Below are 22,579 nucleotides of genomic sequence, written 5' to 3' on the forward strand. Positions count from 1 at the left end.
TTTAATCACTTCAAATAGTATATAATTAGATAAATATCTAATTAGACAAACGACTAAATATCTCAAGCGAAAGGAGAGACTCAATTTGAATGAAGTTTTTAAATCCCTAAATGATGAAACAAGAAGACAAATACTAACGCTACTCAGTGAAAAAGGTTCTTTAACTGCTAGTGAAATACATGAAGAATTCGAGATGAGTAAGCCGAGCATTTCCAACCATTTAAACATCTTGCGTAATGCGGGTCTTGTCAGTTCTGAGAAAAAAGGTCAATATATTTACTACACTCTCCACACAACGGTTCTGCAAGATTTGCTCGTATGGATGATAAAATTGAATAAATAAATATGTTGTGAGAAATTACTATCCCTTGAACTAATGATTACATAGCTATGTACTAAAGTTATGAGCTATAGATAGAAGATAGAGAAGCGTGAGTAAGGTATTGAGACTAGAGTGATGTTACTTTCATTCTCTATATACTACACGGACAAACAAAATTTAATTTTGTTTGTTATTCTGTTTTATGCTATATCGATTGTTTAAGGAAAAATAAAAAGTGCACTTGAGCCAGTAAAGAATGTGGATGTTCAACCATTCATATTTATTGCAGACACAAGTGCTTTTTTTTTCAAACAGAAAAGAATGTTTAATTAACTTTCAGTAAGGGAATTTACAAGGATAAGATGAGCGGTATACATGTCCGATGAAATCATGTTTCCACCACTAGAAGAGTGTACTATTAAAAAGGAGTAAGATAAAAATGGATCAATTAAATGTACAAACGATGCGATTGAATGATGGAACGAGCCTTCCTTCAATTGGTTTTGGAACCGTAAAAGTAAAAGGTGCGCAAGGTGTCGTCAGTACACTAACAGCAATCGAAGCGGGATACAGACTGATTGACACATCAACGAATTATAATAATGAAGGAATGGTAGGGGAAGCGATTCGGCGTTCATCTGTACCTAGAGAAGAATTGATAATAAGTTCCAAACTTCCTGGTGCTTCACATGATTACGAACGAGCAATTCTTATGATTCAAGAGTCATTGTATCGTATCGGAATCGATTACTTTGATAAATACTTGATTCATTGGCCGCTTCCAAAACAAGATCGATACGTAGAAGCATGGCAAGCGTTAGTCGATGCGCAGAAATTTGGACTGATTAAGACGATAGGTGTATCTAATTTTTTACCAGAGCATCTGGAGCGGATCATTGAAGAAACAGGTGTAACACCGGCTACCAATCAAATTGAACGCCATCCGTATTTTACTAACAACGAACTAGTGGAATACAATAAAAGTCGCGGAGTTGTAACGGAGGCATGGAGTCCTTTAGGGCGCAAATTAAACGACGTGTTAGAGAATGAAACAATTGTATCCATCGCTAAAAAATACAATAAAGAACCCGCGCAGATTATTATTCGTTGGAACTTACAGAATGAAGTCTTAACCGTCGTGAAATCATCTTCTTATGATCATCAAAAAGCAAACCTTGATGTATTCGATTTTGAATTAACCGAAGAAGACATTAGACAAATTGATTCCTTGGATAAAGGTGAAGCGGGAAGAGTAGAAGGACAGCATCCGAACGAATATGAAGAGTTTGATTAAATATTAATAAGTTTAATAATCCGGATACCTTCAATCGTATAATCAGCGTACCAGACTTTGAATTTCTAATGAAATTAATATAAATCCCCATCAAAAAAATGACCCACCTCGATCCACATTATAAAGTGGCGAGGTGGGTTTTGTTGTTTTTATTGCACCAACAATTTTTCTAGGAAACACAAAGAACATAATGGCCCTTTTTGAATGGCAGAACATCTATTAATAATGAACACTCTCTATTTTCAAGCATTTCAAGCATTTCCTATAGGTGAAGGTTTCGGTATATTCGTGTATACATTGTGCTTGCAAGAGTGCCAACTGTTCTTCTAATTGATGAAGATTTCGACGTTTTACAGTAATCTGATGAATTAACTGTTCAGTTGTCATCACTCAATTCACTCCTGATTAAAGATAGATTTCAGCACCGGATTTTTTGAATTCTTCAGCTTTCTCTTTCATGCCACTTTCCATTGCAAGCTTCTCTTCTAAACTATTTTCATCCGCATATTTTCTAATGTCGTGCGAAATACGCATACTGCAAAACTTCGGCCCGCACATTGAACAGAAGTGGGCGACCTTTGCCCCTTCAGCCGGCAATGTTTCATCATGGTATTCCATCGCGCGTTCAGGATCCAGACTTAAATTAAATTGATCTCTCCAACGGAATTCGAAACGGGCTTTTGACAATGCATCGTCACGTTTGTATGCGTCGGGATGACCTTTTGCTAAATCAGCTGCATGTGCTGCAATTTTATACGTGATGACGCCTTCACGCACATCTTCTTTATTCGGGAGACCGAGATGCTCTTTAGGCGTTACATAGCATAACATCGCGGTCCCGAACCAACCGATCATAGCCGCACCAATAGCAGAAGTGATATGGTCATAGGCAGGAGCAATATCTGTCGTCAAAGGACCGAGTGTATAGAAAGGGGCTTCTTGACAAATCTCCATTTGCTTGTCCATGTTTTCCTTGATTAAATGCATAGGCACATGTCCAGGACCTTCTACCATGACTTGCACATCATGGGACCAAGCAATTTTCGTTAGTTCTCCAAGTGTTGCAAGTTCAGCGAATTGCGCCTCGTCATTGGCATCCGCGATAGATCCTGGACGTAATCCGTCTCCTAATGAAAAAGCAATATCGTATTGTTTCATGATTTCACATATATCTTCAAAGTGTGTGTAGAGGAAACTTTCTGTATGATGCAACATACACCACTGGGCCATAATAGAACCACCTCGTGAGACAATGCCAGTCACACGATTAATCGTCATGGGAATATAACGAAGTAGAACACCTGCATGGATTGTAAAGTAACTGACACCTTGCTCGGCCTGCTCAATCAAAGTGTCACGGAATACTTCCCATGAGAGATCCTCCACTTTGCCGTTTACTTTTTCCAACGCTTGATATAACGGAACCGTTCCCACTGGGACAGGCGAGTTGCGGATAATCCATTCGCGTGTTGTATGGATATTCTTTCCCGTTGATAAATCCATGATATTATCTGCACCCCAACGTGTAGCCCAGGTCATCTTTTCCACTTCTTCAGTAATGGATGAACAGACAGCAGAATTACCAATATTCGCATTAATTTTCACATGGAATTTACTGCCGATAATCATCGGTTCCGCTTCAGGGTGGTTAATATTCGACGGGATAATGGCTCGGCCCCTTGCGACTTCATCCCGTACAAGTTCTGGCGTTATATTTTCACGAATAGCAATGAACTCCATCTCAGGTGTAATGATTCCTTTGCGTGCATAATGCATTTGTGTAACATTCATGCCACTTTTTGCTCGTAATGGTTTGCGTTTCAACAATGGAAATTCTGCATCATTTTGCATTTGTTCCATTGAACGATACCCGTTATCCCGCGGCTTCACTTGTCTGCCTTCATATTCTTCCACGTCATTTCGTTCTACTATCCAGTTCTTCTTGATGTTCGGCAGTCCTTTTTTAATATCAACTGTATAACCAGTTTCCGTATATTTACCGCTTGTATCGTAGACACGAAAAGGTTCATTCGGTATTTCGCCTTGATCAGTTACAGTGGGTGATAGCTCAATTTCGCGCATCGGTACAAGTATGTCTGGACGACTTCCTTGTACGTAAACCTTTCGACTTGCTGGAAAGCATTCATGGATATAGATTTCTTCTTTCTTCTCTTGCATTTTGTCATCGTCTCCTTTTGAGGTTTGACCATGACTCGATTCAAGTAAAGGGAATCGGCAACAAAAAAGACCAGTTCCGTAGATAGGACCTGGTCTTCAAAACGCAAAAATACGCGTCGCTGATAAAATGAAAACTTCCCTACGCTGGTACGAGCCAGATCAGGTCCAAAGAGTCCGGAATGCGTGTACTATCATTCCATCTCAGTCCAATAACGTTGGACACCCCTAGTTATAGTATTAAATTGTGTGAACAGGAATAGTCTACCATATAATTAGCTGTTTTTAAAGAGTTAGTATACTTTTGATTTCCATAACTCAAAAAAGTAGATTCTAATGAGAAATGAATATCTTTGTATGACTTGAAGGATGCATTAGCAGTGATGACGTGAGATAATCAAAAGTGATAAACAAAGAAGGAAAGATCGTTGTAGTGGAGCTGACGTCGTATAAAATATTAGCGATTGAGAACAATGAAACCTATGGGTATATAAAATCAAATTCCTATGGTGTTATGGGTCATTGTGAATGTAACAAGTCGCATCATATGTGCAGTAATTGGACAAAATATTTTATCGACTAGAAATTTCATTCCCTTGGAGGAGGCAATCAATAAATGTCCTATATTTTATTAATAATTGGATTTATATTATTAATAAAAGGAGCCGATTATTTCGTAGATGGCTCTTCAAATATTGCAAGGCTACTGCAAATTCCCCCTATTTTGATCGGGCTAACCATTGTAGCGCTCGGAACTAGCTCACCAGAAGCGACGGTCAGTATTATTGCTGCTATGGGTGGAAATGCAGACGTCGCAGTGGGGAACGTAGTGGGAAGTAATATTTTCAACATCACCATCGTGGTCGGAATAGCAGCATTCCTGTTTCCATTGAAAGTACAGAGCGAAACCATTCGGAAAGAAATTCCGTTCACTTTACTGGCAGGTATTGTCATGTTGGTGTTGATGAGTGATATGGCACTGCAAGGCTTCAGTAGCAATGTGCTCACGCGCAGTGATGGAATGATTTTCTTGCTATTCCTCTCGATCTTTATGTACTATGTGATTGAACTTGGGCTTCGAAGCCGTCAAAATTCCACGCTTACACAAGCTACTGAGAATGTGAAGTGGGGGAAGAATATCTTCATTACGCTAGTCGGGCTGGCGGCGATTATTTTCGGAGGGGATTTGGTCGTCGATCATGCTACGAAGATTGCTTATTCTCTTGGCATGAGTGAAACATTGGTCGGTCTTACGATCATCGCCATCGGTACCTCTCTACCTGAATTGGTTACGTCGATTTCAGCGGCTTTGAAAAAAGAAAGTGAAATCGCTTTGGGGAACATCGTCGGGAGCAATATTTTTAACATCCTGTTTGTTCTCGGGGCTTCCTCTGTCATTACGCCGATCGCAGTGAACGATAAAGTATTTATTGACGTTGTCATTATGCTAGTATTGACCTTAGTATTGTTACTGTTTGCAAGAACTGGTTTCAAAATTGGTAAGCGTGAAGGTCTGATGTTAGCTGTAGCATACGTCGTGTATCTTGTGTATGTTATTTTGCGTAATTGAGTAATAATTTGCTGATGGTCTGCTTCTTTATATGAAAGAAGCGCTTGATTTCATAAAGAAAAGGCAATTTTCCATTCGTGGAAAGTTGCCTTTTCTGACTTTATGGCATGGTGTGATTAGAGGGGTCCGTGTTATCTCCACTTATACCCGATCCCCCAAACCGTCACCAAAATCTCTTCAATAGGAAAATTGGATTTCCTCAATTTATCCCGTAGATTTCGAATATGAGAATCGACTGTCCGAACTTCTGTATACGTGTCATATTCCCAAGCTACTTGAAGCAAGTCTTCCCGTGTGAACGTCCGATTTGGCCGGTTCATCATCGCTTCTATGATATAGAATTCCTTTAACGTAAGTCGAACTTCATGCGTGTCATATAGGATGGAATAGGACTCCAAGTCAAGAGTAAATGGGCCTTCCTGAATAGCCTTTGGTTGATTTTCACCCTCTGTACGCCGTAATGCCACACGCACTCTTGCTGTGAGTTCGCGTTCGTCAAATGGTTTCGTAATATAATCATCCGCACCTTGGTCGAGTCCTTTCACAATATCTGATTTGTCGGATCGAGCAGCACGAGATGTACATCCTCCATCCAAGTGAATAACTGCGGTTTCAAACGGATTCACTAGCCACAAATGCCGTCACACAATCTTCGGATAATGTTCGATCTTTTCATAGCATCTCATTAATCACCAAGTTAATTATTAGAAGATTTGAAATTTTATGTTGACAATGAATTTATTTAGAAGTATGATATGACCATATAGAAACATTGTTTTCTATATAAAACAGGGGCCTTCTTTGAATAAGCGTTTTCGTCAAGAGGTCTAAAAATAGGGAGGAAGAAAACATGGAGTTCACAACAGTAGAGGATTTTGAAAAGAAATATATTGCGAGATTGGGAGATAGAAAGTTGGACTGGAACGTTTTAAAGTTCCAAGAAGAATTAGATCCGAGATATCGCCGTGCACAAATGCGCTATATTGGACGTGGTGCAACAGCAAACAAAGATTCAAATGTAATTGAAGCAAACAACTTCACATTAAGCACGATGGTTTTACCAGCTGGTTCAATTGGTCCATTGCACTTACACTCAGACGTAGAAGAAGTGTTCTTCATTTTGGAAGGTGAAATGACGGTCCTTTTAGAGTATGAAGGAAAAGAGTATGAGATAAAAATGAATAAGCGCGACTGTGTCAGCGTACCACCTGGCATTCAGCGTGGTATCCGCAACGATGGAAAAGAAGATGCGATGATGCTTGTTATGCTAGGTGCGGCAAAACCACAACTACCGACTTATCCAGAAGGCAGCGAACTTGAAAAGATTCGCATTGAGCGTGCGAAAGAAAGAGAAGCGATTGTTGCGCAGGCAGACCGCTAATTTATCGATGGATCAACTGATCTTCAATCAAAAAATATTTTTGCACAGAATGTAGAGGCGTCTACCATAGAAGACTTTCATCTCTAAAAGTGACAAAATGATAGCGCTTTAATTATCCAGTTTAGCAGGTCATCCAAACTCTAGATGACTTGCGTTCTTAATCTGGATGCAATTACGCCTCGGCGTAATTGATTACATAGTTTCATATTTTACTTAACGGTAGAGGTGCATCGACATCAATCGAAGGAAAGTGAGGAATTTAAAATGAAAATCGATGAGAAAGTATACGACATCACAATAATTGGAGGTGGCCCTGCTGGGTTGTTTACTGCATTCTATGGAGGAATGCGGGAAGCTAGTGTGAAGATTATAGAAAGTTTACCTCAGTTAGGTGGCCAGTTGTCAGTACTCTATCCGGAAAAGTATATTTACGATATTGCTGGATTGCCGAAAGTCCGTGCCCAAGAATTGATCGATAATTTAAAGGAACAAGTGAATATGTTCCCAACGACAATCTGCTTGGAGCAAGCTGTACAAACGGTGGAAAGTCAAGAAGACGGGATTTTTAAACTCCAAACGAATCAAGAAATTCATTTTTCAAAGACGATCATTATTACGGCAGGGAACGGAGCATTTGCAGCTCGTCGCTTAGGGATTGAAGGCGCGGAGAAATTCGAAGGGAAAAACCTTCATTATTTCATTGACAACTTAAATAGGTTTACAGATAAAGAAGTGGCAGTATGTGGCGGGGGAGACTCGGCGGTCGACTGGGCATTGATGCTCGAACCGATTGCGAAAAAAGTTACCATCATCCATCGACGCGATAAATTCCGCGCTCACGAACATAGCGTGGAAAATTTGAAAAAATCCAGTGTGGAAATCAAAACCCCTTATGTTCCGTCTGAACTGATCGGAGATGAAGGTGGTATTAAACAAATCGTCATCGAAGAGCCTAAAACTGAAAACTGTGAAGTGATTGATGTCGATGACTTTATCGTCAACTATGGATTCGTTTCCGCGCTCGGTCCAATTAAAGATTGGGGATTGGAGATTGAGAAAAATTGCATAATCGTTAACAATAAAATGGAAACGAACATTCCTGGCATTTATGCTGTGGGTGACATTGCAACGTATGAAGGGAAAGTAAAACTGATTGCCACCGGATTCGGTGAGGCACCGGTCGCAGTTAGTAATGCAAAGCAGTACATTGACCCGAATGTACGTTTACAACCGAAACATAGTACGGCAATCTTTGCATAAAGTTTTACGATAATATATATGTTGAAGTTATTTTGGCTATAACTATCGGCTTACTGTCCGAATTGCTATCTATCGTAATTTTATCGACAAAAATCAGCGGTTGAATGTTAACTTATATGATTTTAACAGTAACCGTGCTAAAAGGGGCAGATTTCATGAAAACAGATCTTTCGTGGAAAGTGGGAGGACAGCAAGGGGAAGGAATTGAAAGTACGGGTGAGATTTTCTCCAAAACTCTGAATCGGCTCGGTTTTTATTTATATGGATATCGCCACTTTTCATCTAGAATTAAAGGTGGTCATACGAACAATAAAATTCGCGTAAGTACTGAAAAAGTCCAGGCAGTTGCCGATAATTTAGATATACTTCTTGCATTCGATCAAGAAACGATTGATCTAAACTATCATGAATTACATGAAAAAGGTGTTATCATTGCTGATACGAAATTTAAACCAGTGAAGCCGGAAGACTCGAAGGCTGAACTATATCCTGTTCCATTTACTGATATCGCTTCCGACCTCGGCACTTCTTTGATGAAAAATATGGTAGCGATCGGTGCTACTTGTGCCGTTATGAATTTGGAGGTTGAGGATTTCTCTGTTGTTATCGAAGAGATATTTAATAGAAAAGGCGGAGATATGGTTCAGAAAAATATGAAGGCTATCCAAGAAGGGTATATGTATATGCAAAAAAGCCTTGGAGAAAAAGCCTCAACTTTATATCTTGCAAAGGCTGAAAATACTCATAAACGGATGTTTCTGATTGGTAATGATGCGATTGCGCTTGGGGCTTTGACAGCAGGGGTTCGTTTTATGCCTGCTTACCCAATTACACCAGCCTCTGACATTATGGAGTATTTAATTAAAAAGTTACCAAGAGTGGGTGGAACAGTCATTCAAACAGAAGATGAAATTGCAGCTGTGACGATGGCAATCGGTTCTAACTATGCGGGTGCTCGTTCTTTCACTGCATCATCTGGTCCTGGATTATCCTTAATGATGGAAGCGATTGGCCTTTCCGGCATGACGGAAACCCCTCTTGTGGTTGTTGATACACAGCGTGGTGGGCCATCTACAGGATTACCAACAAAGCAAGAACAGTCGGATTTAATGGCGATGATCTATGGGAATCATGGAGAAATCCCGAAGGTTGTCATTGCGCCAAGTACAGCTGATGAAGCTTTTTACGATACGATAGAAGCATTTAATATTGCAGATGAATACCAGTGCCCTGTTATTTTATTAACCGATTTACAACTTTCGTTAGCAAAACAAACCGTAGAAACTTTTGATTTTGATAAAGTACACATTCGACGAGGTAAGTTAATTACTAGTGACATTGAACAAACGGATGAAAAGGATTATTTTAAACGCTACGAAGTAACAGAAGATGGTGTCTCTCCACGTGTGATCCCAGGGGTGAAAGGTGGCATTCATCATGTAACTGGTGTCGAGCATGACGAAGCAGGTAGACCAAATGAAACTGCAAGTAATCGTAAACAACAAATGGATAAGAGAATGCGTAAATTATCCAACTTGACAGAACGATTCCCAAATCCAATCACGGTGAATGTTCCAACAACAAAAACAGATCTTTTACTAATTGGATTTAATGCAACGCGTGGTGCTATTGAAGAAGCTGTCCACCGTCTGAGAGAAGATGGATTGAACGTAAATCACTTGCAAATTCGACTCATTCACCCATTCCCGGCGGCAGCTATTAAGCCTTATATAGACGGGGCAGATTATGTACTTGTTGCAGAAAGCAATGCGACGGGGCAACTTGCCAATATTATAAAAATGAATGTTGGTCATGTCAATAAAATTCAAAGCATATTGAAATATGATGGTGATCCATTCCAACCACACCATATTTACGACGCGGGCAAGGAGTTGTTAGAACATGTCTACATCAACAATTAAAGATTTTAGAAATGGTGTGAAACCAAATTGGTGTCCAGGCTGTGGAGATTTCTCTGTACAAGCAGCGATCCAGCGTGGTGCAGCTAATCTACATCTTTCTCCAGAGGATCTGGCGGTTATCTCTGGAATTGGCTGTTCCGGTCGTATTTCAGGCTATATTAGATCCTACGGTTTACATGGAATCCACGGAAGGGCGCTTCCGATTGCTCAAGGGGTAAAGATGGGGAATCGTGAACTTACTGTCGTTGCGGCTGGAGGAGATGGCGATGGTTTTGCAATTGGGATTGGACATACGATTCATGCGATGCGGCGTAATATGGATATTACTTATATCGTAATGGATAATCAAATTTACGGCTTAACAAAAGGTCAGACATCACCGCGTTCAGAGGATGGGTTTATTACATCATCGACACCGGAAGGATCAATTGAAAAAGCAATATCTCCAATGGAGATGGCGATAACTAGTGGAGCTAGCTTTGTGGCACAATGTTTCTCAGCGGATATTAAAGAATTGACTGCGACAATAGAAGCAGGAATACAACATAAAGGTTTTTCTATTATTAACGTCTATAGTCCATGTGTCACATACAACAAAGTGAATACGTATGATTGGTTCAAAGAGAATTTGATCAAATTGAGTGATCTAGAAGGATATGATTCTTCCAACCGCGAAATGGCCATGAACATTTTAATGAAACATAACAGCCTAGTAACTGGAATTGTTTATCAAGAAGAGAAGCCTTCTTATCAGGAGTTAGTAAAAGGGTATGCTGAGCAACCCTTGGCCCATATGAATCTCGATTTACAACCTGAACTTTTTAGGGAACTTGTAAACGAGTTCATCTAGTTTTTTGCACAAGATTGAAAGACATAAATCTAATTGTGCGGAGGCGCAATTGATAATAGAAGATGAAAGGGGAATCCCGATATGAAGAAGTATACATTAGTAGAACAAGAGACTTGTATCGCTTGCAGTGCGTGTGGAGCTACTGCCCCCGATATATTTGATTATGATGATGATGGCCTATCCTATAGTATTCTCGACGATAATACAGGGGTTACGCCAATAGGAGAAGATTTAGTAGATGATCTTATGGATGCTTGTGAGGGATGTCCAACAGACTCGATACAAGTAGCAGACGAACCGTTTCTACGTGTAGCTGAAAAATAATATCCTAAGATAGAAGTCTCCCTTCTTATAATGTAATGACGATGTAGATTCTCAATTTTAATTATAGACAGGGGGAATAAGAGGTCGCTTCTTATTTCCTTTTTTGTTTATTTTAAGGAGTTATTTGAATATAGTGTATTTCGGTAATAGTCAGTTTGGACTTGGGAGTCGCTTGACTTTATGAAGAATAAGTACGTACAATCAATCTTAATATCGAAAACTTTGTTTTATTAATAAAACATAGAAAAGGCGATAAAAATGCTTGAGGAGGGGTTTTATGTCGAAAGTGGAGTTGGGGGATCTGCCAATTCATTATCTCAGAGAAGGAAGTGGACCACCGCTGGTCTTATTGCATGGCTTAGGAAATAACTCGAAGTCATGGATTCATCAATTGGAAGGGCTGAAGAAAGATTATACGGTAATTGCTTGGGATGCTCCCGGTTACGGTCAAAGTGCGGACCCTGTTCCAGAATTACAACATTTTTCCCAGTTTGCGGATCATTTAAAGAAATTTCTTGATGATCTTCTATTAGAGGAAGTCTATTTGTTAGGGCATTCGATGGGGGCGGCGATTGCGATCGATTTTGCGATAAGGTTTCCTGAAATGGTTACCAAATTGATGATTGCTGCACCGACCCGAGGAGCGGCTGGGCTCAATGAAGAAGAAAATATAAAGAAAAGAAAAGCTCGGCATGATCTCGTGGAAAATACTCCACCGGAAGAATTAGCAAGACAAAGAACGTCTGCACTGCTCGCTGCAAACGTTGATTCTGCAATTTTGGAATATGCGCAAAACATTATGGCTGAAGTCCGACCGGCGGGTTATAAATCAGTTGCCAACAGTTTATATCACCTGAATCAAATGGATGAGTATTCAAAAGTTATGGTTTCGACACTGGTAATTTGTGGAGAAGAGGACCAGGTGACGCCTGTCAGCGAGTCGAAAATTATTGTCGAAAGGCTGAAAGACGGACGTTTGAAGACAATAGCGGATGCGGGCCATCTCAGTTACTTGGAAAAACCGGAAGTATTCAATAAATATGTATTAGATTTTTTAAGAGAAGAGGAATAGATAGTGGAGATCACAAAAAAGAAATTGGAAAAGCAAAAAAGTGATAATGAAAAATATCTTTCAAATTCCATTTTACGTGGATTGGAAGTTTTAAAGATGTTCAGTGTAGAAAATCAGACTTTGTCCTTGGCAGAAATTGCAAGTAATTTAGGTGTCAGCCGAACAACGCCTTATCGCATCTTGTATACATTGGAAGAGTGTGGTTATATTTATCAAGATAGTCATACGAAGCGCTATGGACTTAGACCGAAAGTACTTGAACTAGGCTACACTTATTTGAACAGTCTCGAACTACCAGAACTAGCGGCGCCTTATTTGGAGAAGTTAAGAGATGAAACGGGCATGTCTTCACATATGGGGATATTGGACGGGAATGACATAGTGTATATCGCCAGGTATCCGGCTAGAAGTGTCGCTACGATTACAATTAACGTCGGATCACATCTGCCTGTCCATGCTACAGCGATGGGGAAATGTCTATTGGCACATTTACCCGAAGAAAATAAAGAAGAGTTGTTGTCAAAGCTGCAAGTATTGCAGATACCGGATGCACCGATAGTGGAAGTCAAAAAATTGCGTGATGAATTACAATCCATTAAAGAAAAAGGCTACGTCTTCCATAAAGGGGAGTTTGAAACAGGAGTTTGGTCTGTCGCTTGCCCGATCTTTGGGAAAGACAATAAAGTGATTGCTGCCATAAACATAGCGATTACACAACATGCGGCCGACGAAGAGCTGATGGAAGAAAAGATTATCCCGGCAGTTTGTCAAGTAGCTAGAGAAATATCCTCATTTATGGTTCTGACTATCTAATCTGTATTACAAAAGAAGTCGCAATCTACTAGGCATAGACATTATTTGCGTCTTTCAGCAAATTGTAGCTGTGCCTAGTTACTGATTTTAAGTTAATTTTTGATAAGTCTGAAAACTGTATTGACAAAAATGCACAAGTAAGATAATGTGAATATTAGTATTAGAAACAATGTTTCCTATGCAAAACAAAGGATATTGTAAAAAAACCGCTTGAGTAAAAAAATTACTATTCTATGTCATTTAGTAAAGAAAGATTGGAGAGGTGGGAAACTCAATGCTTGAAATAACACATTTACGCCACATAAGTTTAATAACACCTAACCTGGAAGAACAAATCGAATTTTATAGGGATGTATGGGGATTGGATGTTGTCTCACAAGATGACAATCATGTCTATTTCCGCGGTTCAAGTCCTGAACATCATATCCTTCATCTGCAACGAGGAGAAAGAAGAGGTCTCCATCACATTGCATTTGGAATGGTGGACAAAATAGCAGTAGACAAAGCGGCGGTCTTTCTGAAAGAGAAAGGCGTGGAGATCATCCAACAGCCGGGCTATCTAGATGAAGTGGGGGGCGGTTATGGCCTTCGTTTCGTAGACTATGAAAACCGTTGCTATGAACTTTCAACATGGGTAAACATCCATACAGAACCATGGCAAAGAAAAGTCAATTCGAACCCGCTTTACTTGAACCATATCGTCTTAAACACAACTGATATCCAACGGTCAACGGATTTCTTCACTGAAGTGCTCGGCTTTATGGTTTCAGATTGGAGTGAGGATCAGATGGTGTTCCTGCGGTGCGATAAAAATCACCATGAAATTTCGTTTAACCGGGCTGAACATGCATCGCTCAACCATATCGCCTATGAAGTGGAAGGTGTGGATGAAGTGATGCGTGGAATCGGCAATGTCCGGAAGAAAGGATACAAAGAGATTTGGGGACCGGGAAGACACGGACCAGGCAATAACATCTTCTGTTATTTCCAAGATCCAGGCGGGTTTGTCATGGAGTACACATGCTATGTAGATGTGATTGAAGATAAAAAAACATGGCGCGCGCAAGTTTGGAAGCGAGTACCGCATTTATCGGATAGATGGGGAATTGCAGGACCGCCTTCGCCAGAAACTAGATTGAAGATGGCGGGAGAGCCGGATCCCGGTTGGGCTTTAGTAAATACGAAGTGATGGAAAAAAGGGGTGGCTGAGTAGTATGGATTTAAATTTAAAAGACAAAGTTGTTGTCGTCATGGGCGGCACGGCGGGTATCGGTTTTGAAACAACGAAGATGCTACTGGAAGAGGGGGCGAAAGTCGCTATTTGCGGACGGAGCCAAGATCGCTTAAACCAAGCAGTCGAAAAGTTGACAAACGATTCAAATCGGGAAAATCTATTCGGCCTAACATGTGATGTTTCCAAACGTGAAGACGTAGAAGCATTCATTAATGCGACGGGCGAACATTTCAAACGAATTGACGTACTTGTCAATAATGCAGGGCGGAGTATTATGTCACACTTCTTCGACATTACGGATGAGCAATGGCAAGAACAAATCAATCTGAAATATTTTGCAGTCATTTACGCGGTCCAAGCAGTTGTTCCATTCATGAAAGCACAAGGGGAAGGTCGAATTATCAATATGAATGCGACACTTTCCAAAGAGCCGGAACCACACATGGTTGCAACTGCCGCAACGAGAGCGGGATTGTTGAATATGACGAAAAGTTTGTCGCATGAGTTGGCGAGAGATAATATACTCATCAATACAATTAGCCTTGGGTTGATCAAAACGGACCAATGGGAACGCCGAAGATTGGAACGAGCACCAGATGTGGATCCGGAAGTGTATTATAAAGAGTTGGCGGAAAATAGAAAAATCCCACTGGCTCGGGTCGGTTTACCTGAAGAAGTCGGAAATGTCATTTTATTTTTAGCGTCGGAACGTGCCAGCTATGTCACAGGTGCAAATATAGAAGTATCGGGTGGGTTAAGTAAAGTTTTATAGGACAAGGGGGACTTGGAGTGGAAAGTACACAAAAGCAGTTTACGGTAGCGGATGCAATAGTAAAGGAATTAGTCAATGCGGGTGTTGAAACCGCTTACGGGATTGTGAGTATTCATAATATGCCGATTTACGACGCGATTTTACGTGAAGGAAGTATTGAATTAGTTTGTGCACGTGGAGAGAGTGGCGCAGTGAATATGGCTGACGGACATGCAAGATCGACTGGCAAGCTAGGCGTGGCAATTACAAGTACAGGCACAGGCGCAGGAAATGCAGCAGGTGCTTTGGTGGAAGCCTGGAGTGCCGGTGTCCCCCTATTACATATAACCGGTGAAGTTTCTTCTGAACAGATTGGGACAGGTAGAGGTTATATCCACGAATGTAAAAATCAGCTTCAAATGATGGAGGGAGCTTGTAAAAAAGCTTACCAACTAAAGGTTCCGGAGCAGGCAACTGGGTTTATCCGAAAAGCGATCAAGGAAGCATTTCAAGTACCATCAGGTCCAATAAGTGTTGAAATACCAATTGATTATCAATCAGCCATTATTCCAGATACTCCGATTTACGATGAATTGGCAAATAGTTCTTCAATACAAGAAAAATTCATTGTACCTGAAGCGGTTGTGCAGGCGATGAAAGAAGCGAAGCGACCAGTATTATGGGTCGGAAACGGAGCGATTTTGTCAGGTGCTTCCGAACAAATCAGACAGTTGGCGGAAATGACGGACGCGCCTGTCATTACGAGCCAATCAGCTAAAGGAATCATTCCGGAGGATCATCCGCAATGTATTGGACATTTTGGGGCTTCTCCAGAAACAAAGCAATTTTTGGCGAATGCTGATGTACTCATTAGTATTGGTGTACGTTTCCGGAGTAATGAAACTGCCGGCTGGTCAGTTGAAGTGCCGGAAAACCATATTACAATTGATGCCGATTATTTGGCGGTCAGCCGAAATTATGAAGCGAAGTATGGGTTAGTCGGAGATATTAAAACGGTCGTAGAGAGTCTTGTCACTCAACTAGAAGCAAGCGGTTACACAATGCCGAGCGGTGAATATAGTGAAAATGTGCAAGAATTGCGTGAAACGCTCAGAGCCAAGTTACGCAAAACATTAGGACCTTATGAAAACATTTTGGACAGTATGAGAAACAGACTGGACGAAGAAACAATTTTTGTAAGGGACGTTACCGTTCCAGCGAATGTTTGGGGAAGCCGACTGTTCGAGATCTATAAACCACGCCATTCGATTCATGCCTCGGGAGGCGGAATTGGCCAAGCCTTACCGACAGGAATCGGCGCACAAAAAGCAAACCCTGATAAACGGGTTGTCGTATTAGCAGGGGATGGCGGCTTCATGGTCAATATTGGTGAACTTGCAACAGCAGTCCAAGAGAACCTTTCGATGATCATACTTGTGTTTGACGATAGCGGTTACGGTGTACTTCGAAATATTCAAGACGCAGCATATGGCCGACAAGTCGGTGTCGATTTGGTCAGTCCGGATTTTGTACAGCTGGCACATTCGATGGGGATAGGGTCAACGAGAGTAGGTTCTGCCGATGCATTTGACCAAGCATTGGAGAATGCTACAGGGTCAGATAAGATGACTTTGATTGTCGTCGATATGGAAGCAGTAGGACCGATGGCTAAACCATTCGGGGGGCCCCCGGGTGTCGCTTCGTCATTTCAACCGAAAAGAATAAAATAAGATCGTTCAATGGAAATGAGGGAGACAAATTGGTCTATAAAACGGAAGCAACTTTGCAAATTTCAGGAAAGATATTAGTGAACGGTGAATGGAAAACGTTAAATAGGCACAAAGACGTCATCAATCCTGCCGTCACAAGTGAAGTCGTCGGTTTTATCGGGCTGGCATCCGAAGAAGATGTAGACCGGGCGATTACGGCAGCGGCAGATGCGTATCCAACATGGTCGCAAACATCATTGGATGAACGAATTGAGCGTATTCACCAAGTATGGGAGCGTGTGAAAGACCGTGTCGATGAATATACGACTTTATTTGTCAGAGAAAATGGTAAAACTCTGCAAGAAGGCAAGTTAGATATTCAAAGATGTGTACAGATTTTAAATGAGTTGCCGGAAAACCTGAAAAACTGGTATGAGCCAAGAGATTTGTCCGGACAGGCCCAACAGGTCGAAATTCGGAGACGTCCAAGAGGTGTGACGGCAATCATCACCCCATGGAATTCCCCGATGATCTTAACGTTCAAGCGGGTCATACCGGCTATTTTGACAGGAAACACAGTCGTTTTCAAACCTGCGACAGATTGTCCATTGACAATTATGGTCTTCATGAAAGAGCTTGCTGACTGTCTACCGCCAGGGGTATTGAACGTTGTGACAGGTTCGGGTGGTCTTATTGGAGATCGAATCGCGAAGGACGAACGGGTCCGGACAATTGCGTTTGTAGGTGGCACAAATACAGGAAAAGTATTGATGGAAAAGTCTTCGTCTAATTTGAAGAAATTGAATATGGAACTGGGCGGTAATGACCCTGCCATTATATTGGCCGATGCCGATTTGAACAAGGAAACAATCCTAAAGTTAAGAAATGGAGTTTTGAAAGGTGCTGGGCAAGTATGTTCTGCCATTAAGCGCATTTATGTCCACGAAACTCGATACGAAGAGTTGTTGGATAAACTAAGCGAAGAATTTAACAAAACAATTGTCGGAAACGGGATCCAACCGGATGTCAAAATGGGCCCATTGAATAATGAATCACAATTTCGTTTCGTGAAAGATTTGATTGACCGTGCAGAAAAAGAAGGTGCCAAAGTGCATTATTTTGGTAGAAAACTAAACGAGGATACATGGGAAGACGGATATTTCATGCTTCCGGCCATCGTTACAAATGTGCATCAGGAGAGTGAGATCATGAGAGCGGAGCAATTTGGTCCTGTCATTCCGGTGATGTCGTTCAATGATACCGAGCAAGTAATCAAATATGCGAATGATTCGGAATATGGATTAAGGGCATCCATTTGGACAACTGACATCGAAGCAGCAAAACGGTTGGCTGATCGTATCGAAGCTGGCGCCATATTCTTTAACAATCATACGATTTTCAAAGATTTACGCCTCGATTTTCCAGGAATCAAAGAAAGTGGTCTATCGAGCGTGACAGAATTTGGCGGCTTTGAACATTTCACTGATTCATATGGATTTGCCGAATAAGGAGTTGTCTGAATGAACATAGGTATTATCGGAGCCGGTTCCATTGCGACATTCATCATAAAAGAAATACAGCAAATGCAGTTGGACGGATTGAAAGTGAAGAGCTTATTTGTCCGCAACTTAAAAAAATATGAACAGCTAGCTGCTGATTATGGAGTCCAGTTGTTCAATGATATCGATCAATTCCTCGAATCCGATATAGACATCGTAGTGGAAGCAGCCAACGTAGCAACGGCTCATCAGCACGTTCCAAAGGTGCTTGAGAAAAAAGAAGTGATCATCATTAGTATCGGAGCACTAGCTGATGAGGCATTTTTAGAAGAAGTTAAATTTTTGGGGAAAAAACACAAACATTCAATTTATTTACCATCCGGTGCAATAGGAGGAATAGACGCAATCCAAAATGCAAATGGATTAGGAGAATTGAAAAGGGTTTCATTAACAACGAGGAAACCGGCGCATTCATTTGGAGAGGACATCGTAGGGGAAAAAGTGATTTTCCAAGGATCAGCTGCAGAAGCGATTGAAAAATTCCCTAAGAATATCAATGTTTCGATTGTATTATCACTCGCTGGGATCGGAGTGGAAAATACGAAAGTTGAAATTATTGCCGATTCGACAGTGACGAAAAATCATCATCAAATTCAAGCGGAAGGTACTTTTGGGTCTATGACGTTTCAAATTGAAAACGAGCCGATGCGTACGAACCCTAACACGAGTATGTTAGCCGCTTTAAGTGTGCTAGGTACATTGAAAAAGTTGCAATCTACTATAAAGATCGGCTTATAAAAATAAGGAGGTCGTTTGTATGACTACTACGAGTACTAAACAAGTTCCGCGGCTAGACGAAATGACAAGAAGTGAATTGATTCAATACTTAAAAGATACAGTTAAGCCAGAAGAAGGCTTGATTCCATCTTATATTTTCTCACATCCAAAAGTTTATGAGCTTGAGATGGAGAAAATTTTCTTAAGGGACTGGCTATTTGTCGCCCATAAGTCGGAAATACCGAACATAGGAGATTTTGTGACACGGGAAATGGGCGGACAGAGCGTCATCGTCACACATGGTGCAGATGGTGAAATTCATGTGTTGCTAAATGTTTGTACACATCGCGGTATGAAACTTTGCCGGATGGATAACGGAAATCAAAAAAACTTTACGTGTCCTTACCATGGGTTCAACTTTAAAAACACTGGTGACTTGATCGGGATTCCGTTCCAGAAAGTCGTTTACGGTGAAACGATGGATAAAAGTAAAATGGGCTTGAAGGAAATTCGTCATGATGTCTATGCAGACTTGATTTTTGCAACGCTTAATTCTGAAGCTGTTTCCCTCGAAGAATTTTTAGGAGATATTAAATGGTATCTCGACCTTGCATTTAACCGTGCAGAAATGAAGGTCGTAGGTCTTCCACAAAAATGGAATGTAGATGGAACTTGGAAACTGGGATCAGACAATACAATTTCTGACTCTTACCATACATTGGTTTCTCACGGATCGATTGCAAAATTAGGCCTTGTTCCGACAGGGGACTATTCAAAATATGGTTACCAGATTTATACGGGGAACGGGCATGGATTGAATTTAGGCATGCCGAACCCTGACGGTTTTGCCTTTCCTGAAAGCTTAATTGATGAATATAAAGAACGACTCAATGAAGATCAATACGACATTTTGAAGCAGATGAAGAATATGATTGTTTGTGTCTCTCCGAATATTATGATTCTCATTTCTTCGATGGATTTAAAAGGCCAGAAAATCTCTCATACATCCCTTCGTATCTGGAAGCCGACGGGACCAGACTCCATGGAGATATCATCATGGATGCTTGTTGAAAAAAATGCAACAGAAGAATGGAAGAGATTATCAGAACAAGCTTTTACATTAACGTTCGGAGCTTCTGGAATTTTCGAACAAGACGATACAGAAAATTTTACAGATATCACACAAAACAGTAAAAGTCCATATCATTTACATGAGAACATTGTCTTTAACTACACGATGGGTATGCATCAAGAGCCAGTAGAAGACTTCGTTGGACCTGGTATTGTTTATAAAGATAAATTTAATGAAGCGAACTCCAGAGCATTTTTCAGAAACTGGCTTGATCAAATAACGGCTGAATAAGAGGTGAATGGGATGCATGAGGATATTATATTGCAACATGAAATTGAGCAATGGCTTTATAAAGAATCAGAGCTTTTGGATCAATTGAATTTTGATGGTTGGTATGAACTGTTGTCTGAGGAAATCAGTTATACAATGCCTTTAAGAATCAATCAAATGGAAAAGTCAAAACCTGATTACTCAGAAGCTACCTTACTATTCGACGATGATTCGACAACTTTGAAACTTCGAATCGATCGTATGAAAACAGATATGGCGTGGGCTGAATTGCCACCATCACGTACAAGAAGGAATGTTTCGAATGTGAAGATCAAAGAAGTGTCGGAAAATGAAGTGGCTGTCCATAGTAATTTGCTGTTGTATAGAAGCAGAAGTACAGATACGACTGCTGACTTAATCTCGGGAGAGCGTAAAGACGTACTCCGCAAAGAAAATGGTGATTGGAAGTTAGTATCACGCTGGTTCTTAGCAGATCAGACGTCTTTAGGAACAAGAAACTTGGCGATTTTTGTTTAATAGTCATTCAATATGTAGCTACCCGTTAAAATTAGGGTAGCTACAGTTGTTATAAAAAGGATTAACTTTATAGTGGGGAAGTGTAAAAGTGATGGAATCATTGGATGGAAAAGTTGCAATTGTGACAGGTGGAACGAACGGCATTGGGGAAGCAGTCGCAAGAGAGTATATACATCAAGGTGCTAAAGTTTGTATTTTGGGAAGGTCAGAAGAGAAGCTGAATGCGTTACAAGAAGAATTTAAAGACAATATTTTAACAGTGAAAGGCGACGTAACAAAATATTCAAGCCATCAAGAAGTTGTCCGAAAAACGGTGGAGAAGTTTGGAAAACTGAATATATTAGTTTCCAATGCAGGCGTATTCGATGGCTTTGTCACATTGGAGCGACTGCCAGAAGAGCATCTGGACGAAGCGTTTTCAACTATTTTCGATATAAATGTAAAAGGGGGCTTATTGGCGGCAAAAGCTGCTGCTGAAGAGCTGAAGAAAACGAAAGGGAATATCATCTTCACCGTTTCCAATTCCGGGTTTTATCCGAATGGCGGAGGCCCTATTTACACGGCAAGTAAGCATGCGATTGTAGGGCTTATCCGAGAGTTGGCTTATGAGTTGGCTCCTGAGATTAGAGTAAATGGCGTGTCACCTGGTGGAACGGTCACGGAAATCACTGCGATCCCATGCCTGCAAGATAGCGTAAAACAGATAGATAAGGAAACGAGAAAGAAAAATATTGCAAGTAGAAATCCACTGCAAATTGCTCAGGAAGCAAGTGATCACAACGGCGCCTATGTCCTATTGGCATCTGATAACGCTAAGGCGATAACTGGAACCATCATAGAGAGTGACGGGGGGCTTGGTGTGAGAGGGATGCCTGGTACGACTTTCTGATAATAGGTCGTTCTAAGGCGAAATTGATTACTGAAATATGGTGCAGTCTTGATAAAAGAATACTCGGAACAATTCAATAGAACAAATCGATTTCATTGTAAAGGATATAGATCAAGCCATATCATCATTCAGCAAGTTGCTTGGCTTTATGGAACCGGAATATTTGTTGGCAGGTGCCCATGACCAATCGCAAGTGTTTCATAAAGGAGTCACCTCAGATACGCAGAGTAAGTTTGTACTCATTGACACACTGTAAATCCAGATCGAACTGATGGAAGTGAATGATGAACCAAACACGATGAAAGATTATTTGGTGGGATACGGAGAAGGGATTCATCACCTTGCTTTTGTTGTAGACAAAATTGCTCCTTGTCTCGAAACTTTTGCTACAAGAGTTTATCCGTTGCTACATTCAGGTAAATTCATATCTGTAAACAAAGGGCGTTATGCCTATTTAGATACAGAAGCTTCGTTGTAAACTGTATTCGAATTGCTTGAAAGAGAAACGTCCCAGTCTAAAAAAGTGGGGGGTCATATTGCCGTGCTACTGTTTGGCTCACGGACTATTACCCAAATTGCATTCATAGTGGAAGACATCATTGCGTCTGCTGCCCGCTTAGGGGACTTGCCAAATTTGGAGATTCCTCCAAAAATCGAGTCGGAGGCTGCAGAAGTGACCCAAGTGGCATATAAAGGAGAAGCAAAAGAGGCGGACGCACTATTTTGGTCTTCTGTCAAGAAAGTGGACACCATTTATTGAGCGGTTATGTTGAAAAGCCTACCGCGCTACGCTTGCTGTACTTTCGTGGAGAAACAGTTAAAGTGACAACTGTTCCTCCACGAAAGTTATGAGTGGTT

Annotated in this window: 23 protein-coding genes and 1 riboswitch; of the genes, 20 read left to right on the forward strand and 3 right to left on the reverse strand. The window is 40.9% G+C overall.

Annotation, left to right across the window (positions count from 1 at the left end; translation table 11 throughout):
• Nucleotides 1–85 precede the first annotated feature (85 nt).
• On the forward strand, nucleotides 86–343 hold the full coding sequence (locus CSV77_RS14295; protein WP_099673925.1) for an autorepressor SdpR family transcription factor: 258 nt from the start codon (nucleotides 86–88) through the stop codon (nucleotides 341–343).
• A 418-nt stretch (nucleotides 344–761) separates the two neighbouring features.
• Nucleotides 762–1,616: an aldo/keto reductase gene (locus CSV77_RS14300; protein ID WP_199203761.1), complete on the forward strand. Its 855-nt coding sequence runs from the start codon at nucleotides 762–764 to the stop codon at nucleotides 1,614–1,616.
• Between the two features lie 219 nt (nucleotides 1,617–1,835).
• On the opposite strand, the gene CSV77_RS17050 is transcribed toward CSV77_RS14300, so the two are convergent.
• Complete coding sequence (locus CSV77_RS17050; protein ID WP_199203762.1) at nucleotides 1,836–2,003, reverse strand: hypothetical protein; 168 nt, start codon at nucleotides 2,001–2,003, stop codon at nucleotides 1,836–1,838.
• Between the two features lie 18 nt (nucleotides 2,004–2,021).
• Nucleotides 2,022–3,794 carry a phosphomethylpyrimidine synthase ThiC gene (gene thiC, locus CSV77_RS14305; RefSeq protein ID WP_099673926.1) on the reverse strand — a complete coding sequence of 591 codons (1,773 nt, stop codon included), beginning with the start codon at nucleotides 3,792–3,794 and terminating at the stop codon, nucleotides 2,022–2,024.
• Nucleotides 3,795–3,913: 119 nt separating this feature from the next.
• Nucleotides 3,914–4,031: riboswitch (TPP riboswitch) on the reverse strand.
• Nucleotides 4,032–4,407: 376 nt separating this feature from the next.
• Here thiC and CSV77_RS14310 point away from each other — a divergent pair.
• The gene (locus CSV77_RS14310) at nucleotides 4,408–5,361 is read left to right on the forward strand and encodes a calcium/sodium antiporter (RefSeq protein ID WP_099673927.1); all 954 of its coding nucleotides are present in this window, start codon (nucleotides 4,408–4,410) and stop codon (nucleotides 5,359–5,361) included.
• A gap of 131 nt (nucleotides 5,362–5,492) precedes the next feature.
• Here the strand turns inward: CSV77_RS14310 and CSV77_RS14315 are convergent, their stop codons facing one another.
• Nucleotides 5,493–5,987: a response regulator transcription factor gene (locus CSV77_RS14315; protein WP_233212264.1), complete on the reverse strand. Its 495-nt coding sequence runs from the start codon at nucleotides 5,985–5,987 to the stop codon at nucleotides 5,493–5,495.
• Between the two features lie 224 nt (nucleotides 5,988–6,211).
• On the opposite strand from CSV77_RS14315, the gene CSV77_RS14320 reads away from it, so the two are divergent.
• The 17 genes from CSV77_RS14320 to CSV77_RS14400 all read left to right on the forward strand — a co-directional run bounded on the left by CSV77_RS14320 (nucleotide 6,212) and on the right by CSV77_RS14400 (nucleotide 22,481).
• Entirely contained in the window at nucleotides 6,212–6,742 is a 531-nt protein-coding gene (locus CSV77_RS14320; protein ID WP_085130871.1) for a cupin domain-containing protein, read from the forward strand.
• A 264-nt stretch (nucleotides 6,743–7,006) separates the two neighbouring features.
• Nucleotides 7,007–8,002, forward strand: a complete 996-nt coding sequence (locus CSV77_RS14325) for an NAD(P)/FAD-dependent oxidoreductase (protein ID WP_099673929.1) — start codon at nucleotides 7,007–7,009, stop codon at nucleotides 8,000–8,002.
• Nucleotides 8,003–8,157: 155 nt separating this feature from the next.
• Nucleotides 8,158–9,924: a 2-oxoacid:acceptor oxidoreductase subunit alpha gene (locus CSV77_RS14330; protein ID WP_099673930.1), complete on the forward strand. Its 1,767-nt coding sequence runs from the start codon at nucleotides 8,158–8,160 to the stop codon at nucleotides 9,922–9,924.
• Nucleotides 9,905–10,774 (forward strand): 2-oxoacid:ferredoxin oxidoreductase subunit beta, encoded by an 870-nt coding sequence (locus CSV77_RS14335; protein ID WP_099673931.1) that lies wholly within the window; start codon nucleotides 9,905–9,907, stop codon nucleotides 10,772–10,774. Before CSV77_RS14330 ends, CSV77_RS14335 begins: the two co-directional genes overlap by 20 nt.
• 81 nt (nucleotides 10,775–10,855) lie before the next feature.
• Complete coding sequence (locus CSV77_RS14340) at nucleotides 10,856–11,098, forward strand: ferredoxin (protein WP_099636374.1); 243 nt, start codon at nucleotides 10,856–10,858, stop codon at nucleotides 11,096–11,098.
• Between the two features lie 277 nt (nucleotides 11,099–11,375).
• Complete coding sequence (locus CSV77_RS14345; RefSeq protein ID WP_099673932.1) at nucleotides 11,376–12,170, forward strand: alpha/beta fold hydrolase; 795 nt, start codon at nucleotides 11,376–11,378, stop codon at nucleotides 12,168–12,170.
• 3 nt (nucleotides 12,171–12,173) lie between these two features.
• Nucleotides 12,174–12,983 (forward strand): IclR family transcriptional regulator, encoded by an 810-nt coding sequence (locus CSV77_RS14350; RefSeq protein WP_232319183.1) that lies wholly within the window; start codon nucleotides 12,174–12,176, stop codon nucleotides 12,981–12,983.
• A gap of 274 nt (nucleotides 12,984–13,257) precedes the next feature.
• Complete coding sequence (locus tag CSV77_RS14355) at nucleotides 13,258–14,172, forward strand: VOC family protein (protein WP_099673933.1); 915 nt, start codon at nucleotides 13,258–13,260, stop codon at nucleotides 14,170–14,172.
• 25 nt (nucleotides 14,173–14,197) lie between these two features.
• Nucleotides 14,198–14,989, forward strand: coding sequence for an SDR family oxidoreductase (locus CSV77_RS14360; RefSeq protein WP_085130864.1), 792 nt, complete (start codon nucleotides 14,198–14,200; stop codon nucleotides 14,987–14,989).
• A 17-nt stretch (nucleotides 14,990–15,006) separates the two neighbouring features.
• Nucleotides 15,007–16,698 (forward strand): thiamine pyrophosphate-binding protein, encoded by a 1,692-nt coding sequence (locus CSV77_RS14365; RefSeq protein WP_233212265.1) that lies wholly within the window; start codon nucleotides 15,007–15,009, stop codon nucleotides 16,696–16,698.
• A gap of 29 nt (nucleotides 16,699–16,727) precedes the next feature.
• Nucleotides 16,728–18,185 (forward strand): aldehyde dehydrogenase family protein, encoded by a 1,458-nt coding sequence (locus CSV77_RS14370; RefSeq protein ID WP_233212266.1) that lies wholly within the window; start codon nucleotides 16,728–16,730, stop codon nucleotides 18,183–18,185.
• A 12-nt stretch (nucleotides 18,186–18,197) separates the two neighbouring features.
• Entirely contained in the window at nucleotides 18,198–18,974 is a 777-nt protein-coding gene (gene nadX, locus CSV77_RS14375) for an aspartate dehydrogenase (protein ID WP_099636370.1), read from the forward strand.
• Nucleotides 18,975–18,993: 19 nt separating this feature from the next.
• Entirely contained in the window at nucleotides 18,994–20,316 is a 1,323-nt protein-coding gene (locus CSV77_RS14380) for an aromatic ring-hydroxylating oxygenase subunit alpha (RefSeq protein ID WP_099673935.1), read from the forward strand.
• Between the two features lie 12 nt (nucleotides 20,317–20,328).
• Nucleotides 20,329–20,832, forward strand: coding sequence for an aromatic-ring-hydroxylating dioxygenase subunit beta (locus CSV77_RS14385; protein ID WP_085130860.1), 504 nt, complete (start codon nucleotides 20,329–20,331; stop codon nucleotides 20,830–20,832).
• 91 nt (nucleotides 20,833–20,923) lie between these two features.
• Nucleotides 20,924–21,721 carry a 3-(cis-5,6-dihydroxycyclohexa-1,3-dien-1-yl)propanoate dehydrogenase gene (gene hcaB / locus CSV77_RS14390; protein ID WP_099673936.1) on the forward strand — a complete coding sequence of 266 codons (798 nt, stop codon included), beginning with the start codon at nucleotides 20,924–20,926 and terminating at the stop codon, nucleotides 21,719–21,721.
• A gap of 271 nt (nucleotides 21,722–21,992) precedes the next feature.
• The gene (locus CSV77_RS14395) at nucleotides 21,993–22,199 is read left to right on the forward strand and encodes a VOC family protein (protein ID WP_099673937.1); all 207 of its coding nucleotides are present in this window, start codon (nucleotides 21,993–21,995) and stop codon (nucleotides 22,197–22,199) included.
• A gap of 63 nt (nucleotides 22,200–22,262) precedes the next feature.
• Nucleotides 22,263–22,481 (forward strand): hypothetical protein, encoded by a 219-nt coding sequence (locus tag CSV77_RS14400; RefSeq protein ID WP_099673938.1) that lies wholly within the window; start codon nucleotides 22,263–22,265, stop codon nucleotides 22,479–22,481.
• The last annotated feature ends 98 nt before the right edge of the window (nucleotides 22,482–22,579 follow it).

It is taken from the genome of Sporosarcina sp. P16b (genome assembly GCF_002743065.1).
Classification (GTDB): domain Bacteria; phylum Bacillota; class Bacilli; order Bacillales_A; family Planococcaceae; genus Sporosarcina.